The sequence below is a fragment of the Pseudomonas moraviensis genome (assembly GCF_900105805.1).
Classification (GTDB): Bacteria; Pseudomonadota; Gammaproteobacteria; order Pseudomonadales; family Pseudomonadaceae; genus Aquipseudomonas; species Aquipseudomonas moraviensis_A.
The window spans coordinates 4,422,890-4,439,496 of record NZ_LT629788.1 but is presented as its reverse complement, the minus strand read 5'-3'; the positions used below and the strand labels follow the sequence as shown (position 1 = coordinate 4,439,496).

Annotated in this window: 10 protein-coding genes; 1 reads left to right on the top strand and 9 read right to left on the bottom strand. The window is 61.8% G+C overall.

The genetic code is table 11. The features are described from left to right. Positions 1-24: 24 nt before the first annotated feature. The 9 genes from yccS to betI form a co-directional block, all read right to left on the bottom strand. The gene (gene yccS / locus BLU71_RS19865; protein ID WP_042606615.1) at positions 25-2,217 is read right to left on the bottom strand and encodes a YccS family putative transporter; all 2,193 of its coding nucleotides are present in this window, start codon (positions 2,215-2,217) and stop codon (positions 25-27) included. A 226-nt stretch (positions 2,218-2,443) separates the two neighbouring features. Further along, complete coding sequence (locus BLU71_RS19860) at positions 2,444-3,622, bottom strand: NAD(P)/FAD-dependent oxidoreductase (RefSeq protein WP_083353735.1); 1,179 nt, start codon at positions 3,620-3,622, stop codon at positions 2,444-2,446. A gap of 153 nt (positions 3,623-3,775) precedes the next feature. Continuing rightward, positions 3,776-5,161 carry an ATP-dependent RNA helicase DbpA gene (dbpA, locus tag BLU71_RS19855; RefSeq protein WP_024014613.1) on the bottom strand — a complete coding sequence of 462 codons (1,386 nt, stop codon included), beginning with the start codon at positions 5,159-5,161 and terminating at the stop codon, positions 3,776-3,778. Positions 5,162-5,392: 231 nt separating this feature from the next. Continuing rightward, positions 5,393-6,820, bottom strand: coding sequence for a multidrug transporter subunit MdtD (gene mdtD / locus BLU71_RS19850; protein ID WP_042606617.1), 1,428 nt, complete (start codon positions 6,818-6,820; stop codon positions 5,393-5,395). A gap of 213 nt (positions 6,821-7,033) precedes the next feature. Continuing rightward, complete coding sequence (locus BLU71_RS19845) at positions 7,034-8,371, bottom strand: TldD/PmbA family protein (protein WP_042606618.1); 1,338 nt, start codon at positions 8,369-8,371, stop codon at positions 7,034-7,036. Beyond that, positions 8,371-9,813, bottom strand: a complete 1,443-nt coding sequence (locus BLU71_RS19840; RefSeq protein ID WP_083353734.1) for a TldD/PmbA family protein — start codon at positions 9,811-9,813, stop codon at positions 8,371-8,373. Before BLU71_RS19840 ends, BLU71_RS19845 begins: the two co-directional genes overlap by 1 nt. 252 nt (positions 9,814-10,065) lie before the next feature. Beyond that, positions 10,066-11,769, bottom strand: a complete 1,704-nt coding sequence (gene betA, locus BLU71_RS19835) for a choline dehydrogenase (protein ID WP_064365333.1) — start codon at positions 11,767-11,769, stop codon at positions 10,066-10,068. Between the two features lie 209 nt (positions 11,770-11,978). After that, a complete protein-coding gene (betB, locus tag BLU71_RS19830) occupies positions 11,979-13,451 on the bottom strand; it encodes a betaine-aldehyde dehydrogenase (protein ID WP_042606621.1) in 1,473 nt (490 codons plus the stop codon). An 87-nt stretch (positions 13,452-13,538) separates the two neighbouring features. Next, a complete protein-coding gene (gene betI, locus BLU71_RS19825) occupies positions 13,539-14,132 on the bottom strand; it encodes a transcriptional regulator BetI (RefSeq protein ID WP_042561476.1) in 594 nt (197 codons plus the stop codon). 486 nt (positions 14,133-14,618) lie between these two features. Between betI and BLU71_RS19820 the strand changes: the two genes are divergently transcribed. Then, positions 14,619-16,559: a BCCT family transporter gene (locus BLU71_RS19820; RefSeq protein WP_223259140.1), complete on the top strand. Its 1,941-nt coding sequence runs from the start codon at positions 14,619-14,621 to the stop codon at positions 16,557-16,559. Positions 16,560-16,607: the final 48 nt, after the last annotated feature.

The following is a 16,607-nucleotide window of genomic DNA, read 5'->3' as shown; positions in this document are numbered from 1 at the left end:
GAGCCTGCTCGCGATGACGCCATGTCAGCCAGCACTGACCTCGCTGGTGTCTTTGATCAAATGCGCCGCCAACGTCCGAAGCGGCCCCAACTGCCGGCAGATCAGCGCCAATTGCGTCTGTACCAGTCGCTGGCCTTCATCGATCTCCTCCGGCATCTGCTCCAGTTCATTGGCCAGTGCTTCCTCTTCATCACTCTGAATCGCAATCGGCTGCTTGCTCGCGAGGCCTTGGGCGATTTCGTCGATGCTGCTCGCCAGTTTCACCCCGGCGCCCTCGATCAAGTGCTCACGCACTTCGGCTGGCAGCTGCGTTTCGCGGTGTGCGCCGAGCCCGGACAGGTAACTGAGCAGGGTGTGCGAGAGCACCAGGAAACGGAAACCGACATCGGCTTCCTTTCGGAAATGCCCCGGCTCCATCAGCATGTTCGCCAGCGTCGTCGACAGCGCCGCATCGGCGTTGTGCGCGTTGCGTCGGGCGAGGCGATAGGCGAGGTCGTCGCTCTTGCCCGCGGCGTATTGCTGCATGATCTGGCGCAGGTAGATGCTGTTGCAGGTCAGGGTGTTGGCCAGCACTTTGTTCAGGCGCCGGCCCTGCCAGTCCGGCAGGAACAGGAATACCGCCAGCCCGGCGATCAGACTGCCCAGCAGGGTATCGAACAGCCGTGGCAGAAACAGCCCGTAGCCATCGCCGACCTGATTGAAGCAGAACAGCACCATGATGGTGATCGCCGCCGTCGCCAGGGTGTAGCGGGTGGTGCGGTTGGTGAAGAACACCACCCCGGCAGCGATGGCGAAGCACGATTGCACCACTGGGTTGGGGAACAGATCGAAGAGCGCCCACGCCACCGTCAGGCCAATGGCCGTGCCGATGATCCGCTGGCCGAGTTTGCGCCGGGTGGCGCCGTAGTTCGGCTGGCAGACGAACAGCGTGGTGAGGATGATCCAGTAGCCTTGCGACGGGTGAATCAGGTGCACCATGCCGTAGCCGATGCTCAGCGCCAGCGGCAGGCGCAGGGCATGGCGGAACAGCAGCGAGGTGGGCGTCAGTTGCGTGCGCAGGCGAATCCAAACGTCCTTGAGATTGCGCGGTGAGCGGTCGAGCAGGCTGCTGTCGGTAGCATCGGCCAGGGCGTCTGGGTTGCTGGCATCGCTGAGCAAGCGGTCGAGGGTGCCGAGGTTGGCCGCCAGTGCGCGCAACGAGCGCAGCAGGCCGCGCCATGCCGGGTTGCTCTGGATGCGCAAGTGCTCGAGGGAGGCATGCAGGTCGTTCAGGGCTTCGGCGAAACTGGCGTCATAAATGAACGGCTGGCGCATCTGGATCGACTCCGCCAATGCCCGGCAAGCCTTGCCTTGCTGACGCAGCAGGCGCTGGCAGCGGAACAGCACGTCGCTGTGGAAGAACGCCTCGGCCAGCGCGTTGTAAGGGTAGTGCGACGAACTGGCGCGTTCGTGGATGTCCTGCGCGAGGAAGTACAGCTTCAGATACCGGCTGACTTTCGAGCCCGGTCGACCGTTGCCGACCCGGTGCAGGATGATTTCCTTGGCGGTGTTCAGTGCGGCGACCACCCGGCCATTCTGTTGCGCCAGTTCGAGGCGGCGGGCTTCGACGTCCATCTGCCGGATCGGCTCGAACAACGAGGATTTCAACTTCAGGTAAAGGCCCAGCTCGCGGAACAGTCGCGCCAGGCTTTGCTGCACCGGTTGATTGGAAAACAGTGCCTGCCACAGTACCGACAGCAGGCCATACCACGCCGCGCCAGCGACCAGCAGCATCGGTTCGTGCCAGAAATCGGTGACCGCGCCGCCGCGCTGATCGACGCCGATCATCGTGTACACCGACAGAATCAGCGTCGCCGAGGCGATCGCGCCGTAACGCTCGCCCAGCGCACCGAGCATGGTCAGGCCGAAACTGGCCAGCGCCAGGGCCACGGCGAAAATGATCGGGTAGGGGAAAAGCAGCTCCACCGACAGCGCGGCGATGCTGAAACACACCAGCGTCACGGCGAGGGCGTTGAGGCGGCCCTGCCAACTGTCGTCGGTTTCGGCCAGGGCGCTGGCGATGATGCCGAGGAACAACGGGATCAGCAGGCCCATTTCATCCTGATACCAGCACAGCGCCATGCTGCCGGTCAGGGCGATGAATACCCGCACGCTGTAGCTGAATTTATCCAGCGCCCACAGGCGCCGCAAAGACTGACGAAACGAGGTCGAGGACATGAAGTGCGAAGGCCTTCCGAGGCGATGCCGCTAAATTGAGCCAGTAATGACGCCGACGCAATGGCGCCGAGCACATCTGACAGCAAAAAGTGTTCCTTTTACTTACACCACAAACCACTGTGGGAGCGAGCCTGCTCGCGAAAGCGGAGTGTCATTCAACAGATATGTCGACTGATATACCGCATTCGCGAGCAGGCTCGCTCCCACAGTTGTGATTTGTGTTGGATCAAACGTACTGCGCAGCGGCGTAGCCGGAGGCCCAGGCCCACTGAAAGTTGAAGCCGCCCAGGTGCCCGGTGACGTCGAGCACTTCGCCGATGAAATACAGGCCCGGGCTTTTCAGCGATTCCATGGTCTTCGAGGACACTTCGCGGGTATCGACGCCACCCAGAGTCACCTCAGCCGTGCGATAGCCTTCAGTCCCCGCCGGCACAACCTTCCAGCTGCCAAGCTTCTCGGCAATCTGCGCCAGTTCAGCGTGGGTGTACTGCTTCATCGGTTTGGAGACAAACCAGTTGTCCGCCAGCAGATTGGCCATCTTCTTGGTGAAGATTTCGCCAAGCAAGGTTTTCAACTCGCTGTTCGGACGTTCGGCGACTTGCTCTTGCAGCCACGTCGCCGCATCGTGGTCCGGCAGCAGATTGATCTCCACTGTGTCGCCGGGCTCCCAGAACGAGGAAATCTGCAGGATCGCCGGGCCGCTGAGGCCGCGGTGAGTGAACAGGATGTTTTCGCGAAAGCTCTGCTCGTTGCAACTGACCAGGCAATCCACCGAGGTGCCGGACAGCTCTGTGCACAAATCCTTGAGCTGGTCGGTGATGGTGAACGGCACCAGTCCGGCGCGGGTCGGCAGCAGTTCATGGCCGAACTGTTTAGCGACCTGATAACCGAACCCGGTGGCGCCCAGCGTCGGGATCGACAAGCCGCCCGTGGCGATCACCAGCGACTGGCATTGAACCTGACCGAGGGTGGTGTCGAGCAAGTAACCGCTTTCGACCTTCTCGATAGTCTGGATCGACGTGTCGAGGTGCAGTTCGACACCGGCCTGATCGCACTCGGTCAGGAGCATTTCGAGGATGTCGCTGGATTTGTTATCGCAGAACAGCTGGCCGAGTTTCTTCTCGTGGTACGGGACGCCGTGTTTGCCGACCAGACCGATGAAATCCCACTGGGTGTAACGCGCCAGCGCGGATTTGCAGAAATGCGGATTCTGCGAGAGGAAATTGCTCGGTTCGGTGTACATGTTGGTGAAATTGCAGCGGCCACCGCCGGACATGAGGATTTTCTTCCCCGCCTTGTTCGCGTGGTCAAGCAGCAACACCTGACGCCCGCGCCCGGCGGCAGTCAGGGCACACATCAAGCCGGCGGCGCCAGCGCCAATGATCACGACTTCGGTAGAGCGCAAAACGGTGTCCTCTTGGTGGCTCGCTACAACACAAACTGTGGGAGCGAGCCTGCTCGCGAAAGCGCTGTGTCATTCAACAATGATGTCGACTGACCGATTGCATTCGCGAGCAGGCTCGCTCCCACAGGGGATCTCCTTTGGATGGAAGATCGCTTAGAGAATGCGTACGCGCAACGAGCGGCCCTTGATCTTGCCGTCGTTCAGACGCTGCAAGGCCTGCATGGCCACGGTGCGCTCGACAGCGACATAGGCCTGGAAATCGAAGATCGCAATCTTGCCAACCTGCGCACCGGGAATGCCCGCTTCGCCAGTCAATGCGCCAAGAATGTCGCCTGGACGCACCTTGTCTTTACGGCCAGCGCCGATGCACAGGGTGGTCATCGGTGGTTGCAGCGGTGCCAGGCCCTGGGACTTGAGGTTGTCGATCTGATCCCAGTTCAGTGGCGCTTTCTGCAGTTGTTCGATGGCTTGCGCACGATGAGCCTCAGACGGCGCGACGAGGCTGATGGCAATGCCTTTCTCGCCCGCGCGACCGGTACGGCCGACGCGGTGGATGTGGATTTCCGAATCCCGCGCCAGCTCGACGTTGATCACCATGTCCAGCGCATCGATATCCAGACCACGGGCTGCGACGTCGGTGGCAACCAGCACCGAGGTGCTGCGGTTGGCGAACATCGCCAGCACCTGATCGCGGTCACGCTGTTCCAGATCGCCGTGCAGGCCGACGGCGGAAATGCCTTTGGCGGTCAGGTGATCAACGGTTTCCTGCACTTGCTGCTTGGTGAAGCAGAACGCCACGCAGGACGCCGGACGGAAGTGGTGCAGGACTTTGGTCACTGCGCTCATGCGCTCTTCCGGGGAAATTTCGTAGAAGCGCTGTTCGATCTGCGTGTCGTCGTGGAAGGCTTCAGCCTTGACGGTCTGCGGATCGCGCATGAATTTCGAGGCCAGTTGCTTGATGCCCACCGGGTAGGTCGCGGAGAACAGCAGAGTCTGGCGACGCTCCGGGGTCTTGATGATGATGTCTTCGATGGCGTCGTAGAAACCCATGTCGAGCATGCGGTCGGCTTCGTCGAGGATCAGCGTGTTCAGACCATCGAGCACCAGCGAACCCTTGCGCAGGTGCTGCTGAATGCGCCCCGGGGTGCCGACGATGATATGCGCGCCATGCTCCAGCGAAGCGATCTGCGGGCCGAACGACACGCCACCGCAGAGGGTCAGGACCTTGATGTTGTCTTCGGCGCGGGCCAGACGACGGACTTCCTTGGCCACCTGGTCAGCCAGCTCACGAGTCGGGCAGATCACCAGCGCCTGGCAACCGAAGTAGCGCGGATTGATCGGGTTGAGCAGGCCGATGCCGAACGCGGCGGTCTTGCCGCTGCCGGTCTTGGCCTGGGCGATCAGGTCCATCCCCTTGAGGATCACCGGCAAGCTCTGCGCCTGGATCGGCGTCATCTGGGCATAACCGAGTGATTCGAGGTTAGCCAGCATGGCGGCGGACAGCGGCAGAGTATTAAAAGCGGTGGCGATGGTGGTCACGGGACTGGCCTGCAAAACAAAATGTCGCGCAGTGTAGCAGCCCCGTGCCAGTTTCCTCGACAGTTCTGGACGAACAGCCCCAGAGTTTCTCTGACTGGAGATCAGTCTGTGTGAGGGACCACACTCCCCTGTAGGAGCTGCCGAAGGCTGCGATCTTTTGATTTTTCTTTAAAAAACAAGATCAAAAGATCGCAGCCTTCGGCAGCTCCTACAGGGAGTCCTTCAGCGGAATCAGTGTTCGATGTGTTCTTGTGGACGTTTAGCGCGCCGGCCGTCTTCCTTCGACAGCTGCGAGAAGATCGTTGCCGCGAGCATCGCCATCACGCCGACCGTAACGAAGGTCAGCTGGAACGCGCCGAGTACGGTTTCTACGCCGTCGTTGCCGACCTTGGCAGTGAAGCCGCCGAGCAGCGCGCCGGCGCAGGCCACGCCGAGGCTCAGCGACAATTGCGCGACCACCGAGAGCAAACTGTTGCCGCTGCTGGCGCTGGCATCGTCGAGGTCGATCAGGGTCACGGTGTTCATCGCGGTGAATTGCAGCGAATTGATCGCCCCCAGCACCGCCAGCAGGCACAGCAGCAGCCAGTACGGCGTCTGCTCGCTGACCAGGCCCATGCTCGCCAGCATGATCCCCAGTGCCAGCGTGTTGCCGGTGAGGACGATGCGATAGCCGAGGCGTTCGATCAGCGGTCGGGCGACCCACTTGGCGATCATCGCCGCAGCGGCCAGCGGCAACATGCTCATCCCGGCTTGCGAGGGCGAATAGCCCAACGCCACTTGCAGCAACAACGGCACAAGAAACGGCAGGGCACCGCTGCCCAGTCGTGCGAACAGGTTGCCGAGAATGCCGACGGCGAAGGTGCGGGTCTTGAACAGTGACGGCGCGAACAGCGGATTCTCGATATGCCCGGCGCGCAGCCAGTACGCCGCCAGACAGGCCATGCCGGCGAACAGCAGCAACATCACCCGCAGGTGCGGCAAGTGCAGTTCGCCAAGGCCTTCCATGGCAATGGTGATGAGGATCATCGCCGCGCCGAACAGCAGAAAGCCGAGGCTATCGAAACGCGTGCGCTCCGTGCCGCGCAGGTCAGGAATGAATTTCCACACCGCATAACAACCGATGACCCCGACGGGCAGATTGATCAGGAAGATCCAGTGCCACGTTACGTATTCCACCATCCAGCCGCCCATGGTCGGGCCGATCAGCGGGCCGAGCAGGCCGGGAATGGTGATGAAACCCATGATCCGCACCAGTTCCGAACGCGGATAGGCGCGCAGCACCACCAGCCGCCCCACCGGCAACATCAGCGCACCGCCGAGGCCCTGGATCACCCGCGCCCCGATGAGCATGCTCAGGCTGCTGGACAGGGCGCAGAGCAGCGAGCCGAAACTGAACAGCAGGATCGCACCGAAGAAGATTTTCTTGGTGCCGAAGCGGTCGGCGATCCAGCCTGACGCCGGGATCAACAGGGCGACGGTGAGCATGTAGGCGATGATCACGCCCTGCATGCGCAACGGGTCTTCGGCGAGATCGCTGGCCATGGCCGGCAGCGCGGTGTTGAGGATGGTCCCGTCGAGGGACTGCATGAAGAACGCAATGGCGACGACCCACGGCAACCAGCGTGCGGTGATGGCGTCGAGAGGCGGGCGGTTGGGCATGGAACCTCTGAAGGTGGTTAATCCGGCTTGTCGGTCTGAATGGAACTCTGTGGCGAGGGAGCTTGCTCCCGGTCGGCGGCGCAGCCGTCGTGAATCCGGCCAGCGCGGTATTACTGGAACACCGTGAGCTCCGGCTTTGGGGTCGCTTCGCAACCCAGCGGGAGCAAGCTCCCTCGCCACAGTTGAGTGTGCCCCCCCTCACCGGGGGGCGATTTACAGGGTCAAGGTCAGTCGGCTGACCAACGCTCCCGGCAACAACGCCGACGAGGTATTGCGCTGGCTGTAGGTGCTCGCCGACAGCAGCAGTTCGCGCTCGGTGGTCAACGCTTCCAGCTGCGAACCGAGCAGGTTGTAGGCGCTGTCATCGAAACGCATGGTGCTGACCGGCGCCTGGATCTCGCCGTTCTCGACCCAGAAAGTCGCGAAACGGGTCATGCCGGTCATACGCGCCGCCGGTTGGTCCGAGTAGTTCAGGTACCACAGGTTGCTGATGTACAGCCCGGTGCCCAACTGCTTGAGGATCTCTTGCTGCGACAAATCACCTGCCGCCATGTTCAACGCGCTGGGCATCTCGCCGCCGCCCGCACCGTTCGCCGCCAGACCATATTCGGCAGCGCTGCGCGAGCCGACCAGTTGATCCCCGGCCTTGCCCTCGATGATCAGACGCAGATCGCTGCGCGGATAGCCTTCGGCGGAGAACGCCGGGCTCAGCGACTCACTGACTTTCTCATCCAGCGACAGCAACGGGCTGAATGCCTGATCGCCGACGTAGAGCTTCTGCAACGGACTGCTCTTGCTGGCGATCGATTGCGCAGAAAAGCCGCCCCAACTGAGCATGCCCATGATTTCTTCCAGCGCCGCCGGCGCCAGATAGGCACGGTACTGACCAGGCGCCAGGGTGCGTAACGGTCGGCCGAGAAACTCAAGCTGTTCGCGGGCTTGGGCGAAACGCCTGGCGAAACCCTCGTCGCTCCAGTCGTGCCCGGCGTAACTGGCCTTCACCGCTTCGCCATTTTCATGGAACAGGCTGAAGTCGAAATTGAAGCTGTTGGCTTCATGCCAGCCGAACGCGCCGGCGGAACTGGCGAAACCGCGGCTGATCGGACCGGCAGCATAAAAACCGACCAGGTCGAGACCTTCAGCGGCGGCGCAGATTTGCCCGACGACATCTTCGGTGTCCGGCAGCGGATGCGCTTGTACGTGCGTGCTCTGCCAACTGTTGTGATTGAGCAGCAGATACGGATCCTGCGGCAGCAGCGGCAGGGTTTCGCGCAATTGCTGCAGGCCCTCGGCGAGCCGTTGCAAATCGGCTTCCTGATCCCCGGACAAGGTGATCTGCAGGTCGGCGTGGCGACCGTCGTTGATCAGTTTCAGGCCGACGTTGGCCTGTTGCACCTGCCCGGCCTGGCGCACCTTGGCGTGATTGAAGCGCACGAACGCCGAGGCTTCGGCGGCGTAGCTGAGCGTGAACTGTTCCGGCTCGCGCACGCTGTCGCGCAGCCAGTTGACCATGACCTTGAAGGCGTCGGACTGACGCTTCGAAATGCTCATCAGGCGTCTCCCCCAAACACATCAATGTTGCTGAATACGCAGGCCGGCGAAGCGTGGCCGACGCGAATCACCTGGTTCGGTTCGCCCTTGCCGCAGTTCGGCGTGCCCAGCACCTTGACGGTGCTGGCATCGCCGACGGCGCGCAGGCTCTTCCAGAAGTGCGCGGAAATCGCCCGGTAGTTGGGATTTTTCACCACGCCTTTAAGTTCACCGTTCTCGATCAGCTGGCCCCATTCGCAGCCGAACTGGAATTTGTTGCGCGCATCGTCGATCGACCACGAACGGTTGGTGCTCATCAGAATGCCGTGCTCGATACCGCCGATCATCTGCTCCAGGCTCTGATCGCCGGGCTCGATGTTGAGGTTGGCCATGCGGTCGATCGGCGGGCGGTTCCAGCCGCAGGCGCGGCTGTTGGCGACGCCATCGAGGCCGGCGCGATATTGCGACAGCGCTCCGCCCAGTGGCCGCAGCAGCAGGCCGTCGCGAATCAGGAATTGCTTGCTGGCCGCAGTGCCGTCGTCGTCATGGCCGTAGCTGGCGAGTTCTTCGGGAATGTCCGGATCGAAGGTTACGTTGAGCAGCCTGGAGCCGTATTGCAGGCTGCCGAAATCGCTGGTTTTGACGAAACTGGTGCCGGCGTAATTGCGCTCATCACCCAGGATCCGGTCGAGCTCCAGCGGGTGGCCGATGGACTCGTGGATCTGCAGCATCATCTGATCGGGCATCAGCAGCAGATCGCGCGGGCCTTGCGGGGTGTTCGGCGCGAGCAGCAGTTGCAGGGCCTGATCGGCCACTTGCGGGCCGGCACCGACCAGTCCGCAACGGCTGATGACATCGGCGCCACCCTGTTGGCCGAAATTCTCCCGGCCCAGGCTACGGGTCTGGCTGTCGTTGCCGTCGTAGGCCGTGACGTCGAGGCCCGGATAGACGAAGCGCTGGGCCTGACGCAGTTCGGCGCCAGCGCTGCTCAAATAAATCTGCTCGACGTGAGTGATGCCGATGCTCACTTGCCAATTGACCAGGCGCTCATCCTTGGGCACCGAGGCGGATTCCGCGCCGAGCAGCTCGAAGCATTCGCTCAGGGACGGGAAGGGCTGTTTGAGGTTAGGCGAAAAATAATCGGCGCGATCGCTGGAAACCGGCTGCTCGCGCAGATCGAGCAAGGCGTGCGGCTTGAGCCGCCGGGCCTGTTGCTCGGCGCGTTCGACGGCAGCTTGCAGGCCCTGTTGCGAAAGATCGTTGGTCGCCGCGTAGGCTTCGACGCCATTGACCCGCACGGTGAGCATCGCCCCTTCGTCGCGGCGCAGGCTCGGCGGTTCGGCGACGTTCTTGCGCACCGACAGATACTGCCCGGACTCGCGCACATACCGCAGGGAAAAAAATTCAGCGCCCGTGCGCAAGGCAGCGAAGCGCTGCTTGAGCTGGGGGTGGAAATCGAACATTCGGGAACCTCCTTGTAATGGAGTAGCGGCAGGGCGACAGCGGGGAGGGGTGAAACGGTTGAGCGAGGTCTAGAGTAGGCCCGCGTGGGGGTAGGATCAAGTGAAGAGGGGGTGTAGGAGGTTTTACTGTGCAGCGGGGGAATTTGTGCTGAATCTGAGGGCCCCTTCGCGAGCAGGCTCGCTCCCACAGTTGAAATGCATTCCAATGTGGGAGCGAGCCTGCTCGCGAAGGTCGCGCCTAGGTCTTACGACTTACTGGGTAACCGGTGTGATATCCCGCATCGGCTTGCCTTTGACCGGCGCGCCGTTCGCGACGTAGTACGCAGCGTTGCTGCGCGGCAGCGGTTTGCGACCACGGATCTTGTCGGCGATTTTCTCCGCCATCATGATCGTCGGTGCGTTGAGGTTGCCGGTGGTGATGATCGGCATGATCGAGGCATCGACCACGCGCAGGCTCTGCATGCCGTGCACACGACCTTCGCCATCGACCACGGCCATCTCGTCGGTGCCCATCTTGCACGAGCAGGACGGGTGGAACGCGGTTTCGGCGTGCTCGCGGATGAACTTGTCGAGCTGCTCATCGGTTTGCACTTCGATGCCCGGGCTGATTTCGCGACCACGGAACGCGTCCAGTGCCGGCTGCTGCATGATTTCGCGGGTCAGGCGGATGCCGTCGCGAAATTCCTGCCAGTCCTGCTCGGTAGCCATGTAGTTGAACAGGATGCTCGGGTGCTGGCGCGGGTCCTTGGATTTGACCTGGACGCGGCCACGGCTCGGCGAGCGCATGGAACCCATGTGCGCCTGGAAACCGTGTTCTTTCACACCGTTGCTGCCGTTGTAGTTAATCGCCACCGGCAGGAAGTGGTACTGGATGTTCGGCCACTCGAATTCCGGACGCGAACGAATGAAACCGCCGGCCTCGAACTGGTTGCTGGCACCGATGCCGGTGCCGTTGAACAGCCACTCGGCACCGATCGCCGGCTGGTTGTACCAGAGCAGCGACGGGTACAGCGAGACCGGTTGGGTGCAGGCGTATTGCAGGTACAGCTCAAGGTGATCCTGCAGGTTTTCACCGACGCCCGGCAGGTCGTGAACCACCGGAATGTCGAGGCTTTCCAGCAGTTTCGCCGGGCCGACGCCGGAGCGCTGCAGAATCTGCGGCGAAGCGATGGCGCCGGAGCACAGCAGCACTTCTTTGCGCGCCTTGGCTTCAACGCGCTCTTCTGCGTCGCCGATCAGGTAACGCACGCCGACCGCACGCTTGCCTTCAAACAGAATCTTGTCGGTCAGGGCGTGGGTGACGATGGTCAGGGTCGAGCGTTTTTTGGCGATGTCGAGGTAGCCACGGGCGGTGGAAGCACGGCGGCCGTTCGGCGTCACGGTGCGGTCCATCGGGCCGAAGCCTTCCTGCTGGTAACCGTTGAGGTCTTCGGTACGCGGGTAACCGGCCTGCACGCCGGCTTCAACCATGGCGTGGAACAGCGGGTTGTTGCCGGCTTTCGGCGTGGTCACGCTGACCGGGCCTTCGCCACCGTGGTAATCGTTCGGGCCGATGTCACGGGTTTCGGCTTTGCGGAAGTACGGCAGGCAATCGAGGTACGACCAGTCTTCCAGGCCCGGCAGTTTCGCCCAGCCGTCGTAGTCCATGGCGTTGCCACGGATGTAGCACATGCCGTTGATCAGCGAAGAACCGCCGAGGCCCTTGCCGCGACCGCATTCCATCCGGCGACCGTCCATATGTGGCTCTGGATCGGTTTCATAGGCCCAGTTGTAGCGACGACCCTGCAGCGGGAACGCCAGCGCGGCGGGCATCTGCGTGCGGAAGTCGAGGCGGTAATCCGGGCCCCCGGCTTCGAGCAGCAGAACGGTGACGCCTTCGTCTTCAGTCAGACGGGTCGCCAGGGTGTTACCGGCCGAGCCGGCACCTATGATGATGTAATCGAATTCTTGGGACATTGAATGCACCCTCTTTAAATGTGGTCAGGCTGCCGAGTGGCCACTTGCTGTGGCGAGGGAGCTTGCTCCCGCTCGGCTGCGCAGCAGTCGCAAAGCCTGCAACTGAGTTCTGTCTGGATAACTGCGGTGTCTGCAGTCGGGGCCGCTTCGCAGCCCGGCGGGAGCAAGCTCCCTCGCCACAAGGGCCCCGACTTCAGCGTTGCGGCAGATCAGAACACCGAGACGTAATCGCCCAGCTCGACCTGTACCGATTTGATCCGGGTGAAGTTATTCAGCGAGCTGATCCCGTTCTCACGGCCCACGCCCGACTGCTTGTAGCCGCCGACCGGCATTTTCGCGTCGGACTCGCCCCAGGCGTTGATCCAGCAGATACCGGCTTCCAGTTGATGAATCACGCGGTGGGCGCGGTTCAGGTCTTTGGTGACGATACCGGCGGCCAAGCCGAAGTCGGTGTCGTTGGCGCGGCGGATCACTTCTTCTTCGGTTTCGTAGGAGAGGATCGCCATGACCGGGCCGAAGATTTCTTCGCGGACGATGGTCATGTCGTCGCTGCAATCGGTGAACACGGTCGGTGCAACGAACGCGCCTTTGGCGAATTCGCCGTCGGTCAGACGACCGCCGCCGCACAGGACGCGGGCGCCTTGTTCTTTACCTTTTTCGATATAGGCCAGCACGCTTTCCATATGGGCGAAGCTGACCAGCGGGCCGAAGTTGGTGTTTTCGTCTTCCGGGTTGCCGACGCGGATGCGTGCAACGCGTTCAACGATCTTGGCTTCGAACGCAGCTTTCAGGTGCGCCGGTACGAACACGCGAGTGCCGTTGGTGCAGACCTGACCGGAGCTGTAGAAGTTGGCCATCATCGCGGTATCGGCGGCGCGATCGAGGTCGGCGTCGTCAAAGATGATCAGCGGCGACTTGCCGCCCAGTTCCATGGTCACGTCTTTCAGCGACGAAGCCGAGGCGCTGGCCATGACTTTCTTGCCGGTGTCGGTGCCGCCGGTGAAGGAGATTTTTTCGATGCGCGGGTGCTCGGTCAGCCAGGTGCCGACTTCGCGGCCGCTGCCGGTCAGGACGTTGAACACGCCGTTCGGCACGCCGGCTTCGGTGTAGATCTCGGCCAGTTTCAGGGTGGTCAACGAGGTGACTTCGCTTGGCTTGAAGATCATCGCGTTACCGGCCGCCAGGGCTGGAGCGGATTTCCACAGCGCGATCTGGATCGGGTAGTTCCACGCGCCGATACCGGCGACCACACCCAGCGGCTCGCGACGGGTGTAAACGAAAGAGGTGTCACGCAGCGGGATCTGCTCGCCTTCGATGGCGGGCACCAGGCCTGCGTAGTATTCCAGCACGTCGGCGCCGGTGACGATGTCGACGTATTTGGTTTCGGAGAAGGATTTGCCGGTGTCCAGGGTTTCCAGCGCGGCCAGTTCATCGTTGCGCTCGCGCAGGATGTCGACGGCGCGACGCAGGATGCGCGAACGCTCCATGGCGGTCATCGCGGCCCAGATTTTCTGACCCTTTTCGGCGCTGACCACGGCGCGCTCGACGTCGTCCTTGGTCGCACGCTGCACCAGTGCGAGGACTTCACCGTTCGCCGGGTTGATGGCTTCGAAGGTGGCGTCGCTGCCGGCATCGGTATACGCGCCATCGATGTAGAGTTTTTGCAGTTCGAAACGGGCCATAGTGTCCTCGCAAGTGCATTGGTGGTTGGCGTTGACCACCGCGATGACGCTGCGGTGGAGTTCAGGGGCTGAGCGTTTCTGTGTGCTCTAGCTCACCTGCTTGGCCAATTGGAAATCCATGTATTCGTAAGCGATCTGTTGCGCCTGCGCCGTGTCGAAAGCGTCTCCCGACAGCGCGCCGCGCAACCACAAGCCGTCAATCAACGCTGCCAGACCCCGGGCCGCACTGCGCGCATCTTCGAGCGGCAGCACACGGCGGAACTGGCAGCACAGGTTGGAATACAGACGGTGATCGTTGATCCGCTGCAACCTGTGCAAAGACGGCTGGTGCATGCTGGTGGCCCAGAAGGCCAGCCAGGTTTTCATTGCCGGGCCATTGACCTGGCTGGCGTCGAAGTTGCCTTCGATGATCACCTGCAGATGCGCCCGTGGGCTGTCATCTGCCAGCGCCTGACGGCGCGCGGTGACGCTCTCGCTGAGGGCGGTCATCAGGTACCGCATCGTGGCGGCGATCAGGCCGTTCTTGTCCTGAAAGTAATGACTGATGATGCCATTCGAGACACCGGCCAAACGGGCGATCAGCGCAATGCTGGCGTCCCCCATTCCGACCTGATCGACGGCCTGCAAAGTGGCTTCGATCAGTTGTTGGCGGCGGATGGGTTGCATACCGACCTTGGGCATCTTGCACATCTCCTTAGGCCTTCCGAGGGGCGAATGACGCCGATCGGATTGAGGGCCAGTCTATTTTGTTTTGATTGAACGTTCAATCAACAAAGAATAAGATCTGCGACAATTCGTCGCTGCCTACAGAAAATTCCTACGCGTGATGACGATAAAAAACGACACCTGAAACGGCTCGAAACCTGCGTGGGGCATGGCGCGGTTCGTGATTCGAAGGACGTGTTGAAAGGGCAAGACGCTCGGGGCCAGGTTTCGGATGAACGTCCGGCACCTCTGGCCACGAAAGCGAATACGTAACGCCATTTCGGCAGGTTCGGGCTTTTTTCGGAGTGTCTTTATATCACCCGCCGGTCGGCTGCCAACTAACCGATTGGTCGGGTTCCGTGATGCCTTGTGTTCTTCTCTCGCACTGCCTGGAGCATTTGTGCCATGAGTTCTGCCTCGCTAATAAAGACCCCGCCCGAGAAGGTGACGGTCAACGGTTGGGTGTTCTACACCTCGACCGCGCTGATTCTGTTGTTGACCGCCATTCTGATCATCGCCCCGCAAGAGGCCGGCAGAATGTTGGGGATGGCCCAGGCCTGGTTGTCGCGCAGCTTCGGCTGGTACTACATGGTGGTGATCGCCGCCTACCTGGTGTTCGTGGTCGGCCTGGCGTTTTCCTCGTACGGCAAACTCAAACTGGGCAGCAAGGACGACACCCCGGATTTCAGTTACGGCGCCTGGGCGGGGATGCTGTTCTCGTCAGGCATCGGCATTTCGCTGTTGTACTTCGGCGCGTCCGAGCCGCTGGATCACTATTTCAATCCGCCGGAAGGCACGTCGGCCAGCAACCTGGCCGCGCGGCAGGCAGTGCAACTGACGTTCCTGCACTGGGGCCTGCACGGCTGGGCGATCTACGCACTGGTCGGTCTGGCCGTGGCGTATTTTGCCTATCGGCATAACCAGCCGCTGGCGCTGCGTTCGGCACTGTATCCGCTGGTCGGCGAGCGCTGGGTCAAGGGCGCGGCCGGGCACGCGGTAGACGGCTTCGGCATGTTCGTAACGCTGCTGGGTCTGGTGACCAACCTGGGGATTGGCTCGCTGCAAGTGTCGTCCGGGCTGGAGAACCTGTTCGGCATGGAGCACAGCAACACCAACCTGCTGATCGTCATCATCGTCATGAGCACCGTGGCGACCATCGCCGCCGTGTCGGGTGTGGAAAACGGCATTCGTCGCCTGTCCAACCTGAACATCGTGCTGTTCAGCGGCCTGCTGATTTTCGTCCTGTTGTTCGGCCCGACCCTGCACTTGCTCAACGGCTTTGTGCAGAACATCGGTGACTACCTCAACGGCGTCGTGTTGAAGACTTTCGACCTGTACGTCTATGAAGGCGACAGCGCCAAGTCCGACCGCTGGCTCGGGCTGTGGACCCTGTTCTACTGGGCATGGTGGATTTCCTGGGCGCCATTCGTGGGCATGTTCATCGCGCGGATTTCCCGTGGCCGCAGCGTGCGGGAACTGGTCGCTGGCGTGCTGCTGATTCCGCTGGGCTTCACCTTGGCGTGGCTGTCGATCTTCGGTAACTCAGCGCTGGATCTGGTGATGAATCAGGGCGCGGTGGAGTTGGGCAAGACGGCGCTGGAACAGCCGTCGATGGCGATTTATCAGTTGCTTGAGCATTACCCGGCGTCGAAAGTCGTCATCGGTGTGTCGATCTTCGTCGGCTTCGTGCTGTTCCTGACCCCGGCCGACTCCGGCGCGGTGATGATGGCGAACCTGTCGTGCAAGGGCGGTAACGTCGATGAAGACGCACCGCACTGGCTGCGGATTTTCTGGTCGGTGGTAATCACGCTGGTGACCATTGGCCTGCTGTTCGCCGGCAACTTCGAAGCCATGCAGACCATGGTCGTGCTGGCCGGCCTGCCGTTCTCGGTGGTGCTGATCTGCTTCATGTTCGGCCTGCACAAGGCGATGCGCCAGGACGTGCAGATCGAACAGGAGCAAGCGCAACTGGCCGAGCGCGGACGCCGTGGTTTCAGCGAGCGCCTGACTCAGCTGGATCTGCAGCCGAGCCAATCGGTGGTGCAGCGCTTCATGGACAAACATGTCACCCCGGCGCTGGAGGATGCGGCCGCACAATTGCGCAATCAGGGGATTGAAGTGCAGACGCTGTTGGGCAAGGCCAAGCGTTGCATGGGTGTGCGGGTCGAAATGGAAGAGGGCAACCCTTTCGTTTATGAAGTGAGCCTGGACGGCTATCTGGCGACTCCGACCGAATCGGCGCAATCGGATGAAGCGCGCCAGCGTTATTACCGGGCCGAGGTGTATCTGCACAATGGCAGTCAGGATTACGACTTGATGGGCTTTACGCCGGAGCAGATTACCCGGGATGTGCTCGATCAGTTCGAGAGCCATCGGCAGTTGTTGGGGCGGGTTTATAGCTAAAGTCAAAAGCTGACCCTCACCCCAGCCCTCTCCCGGAGGGAGAGGGAG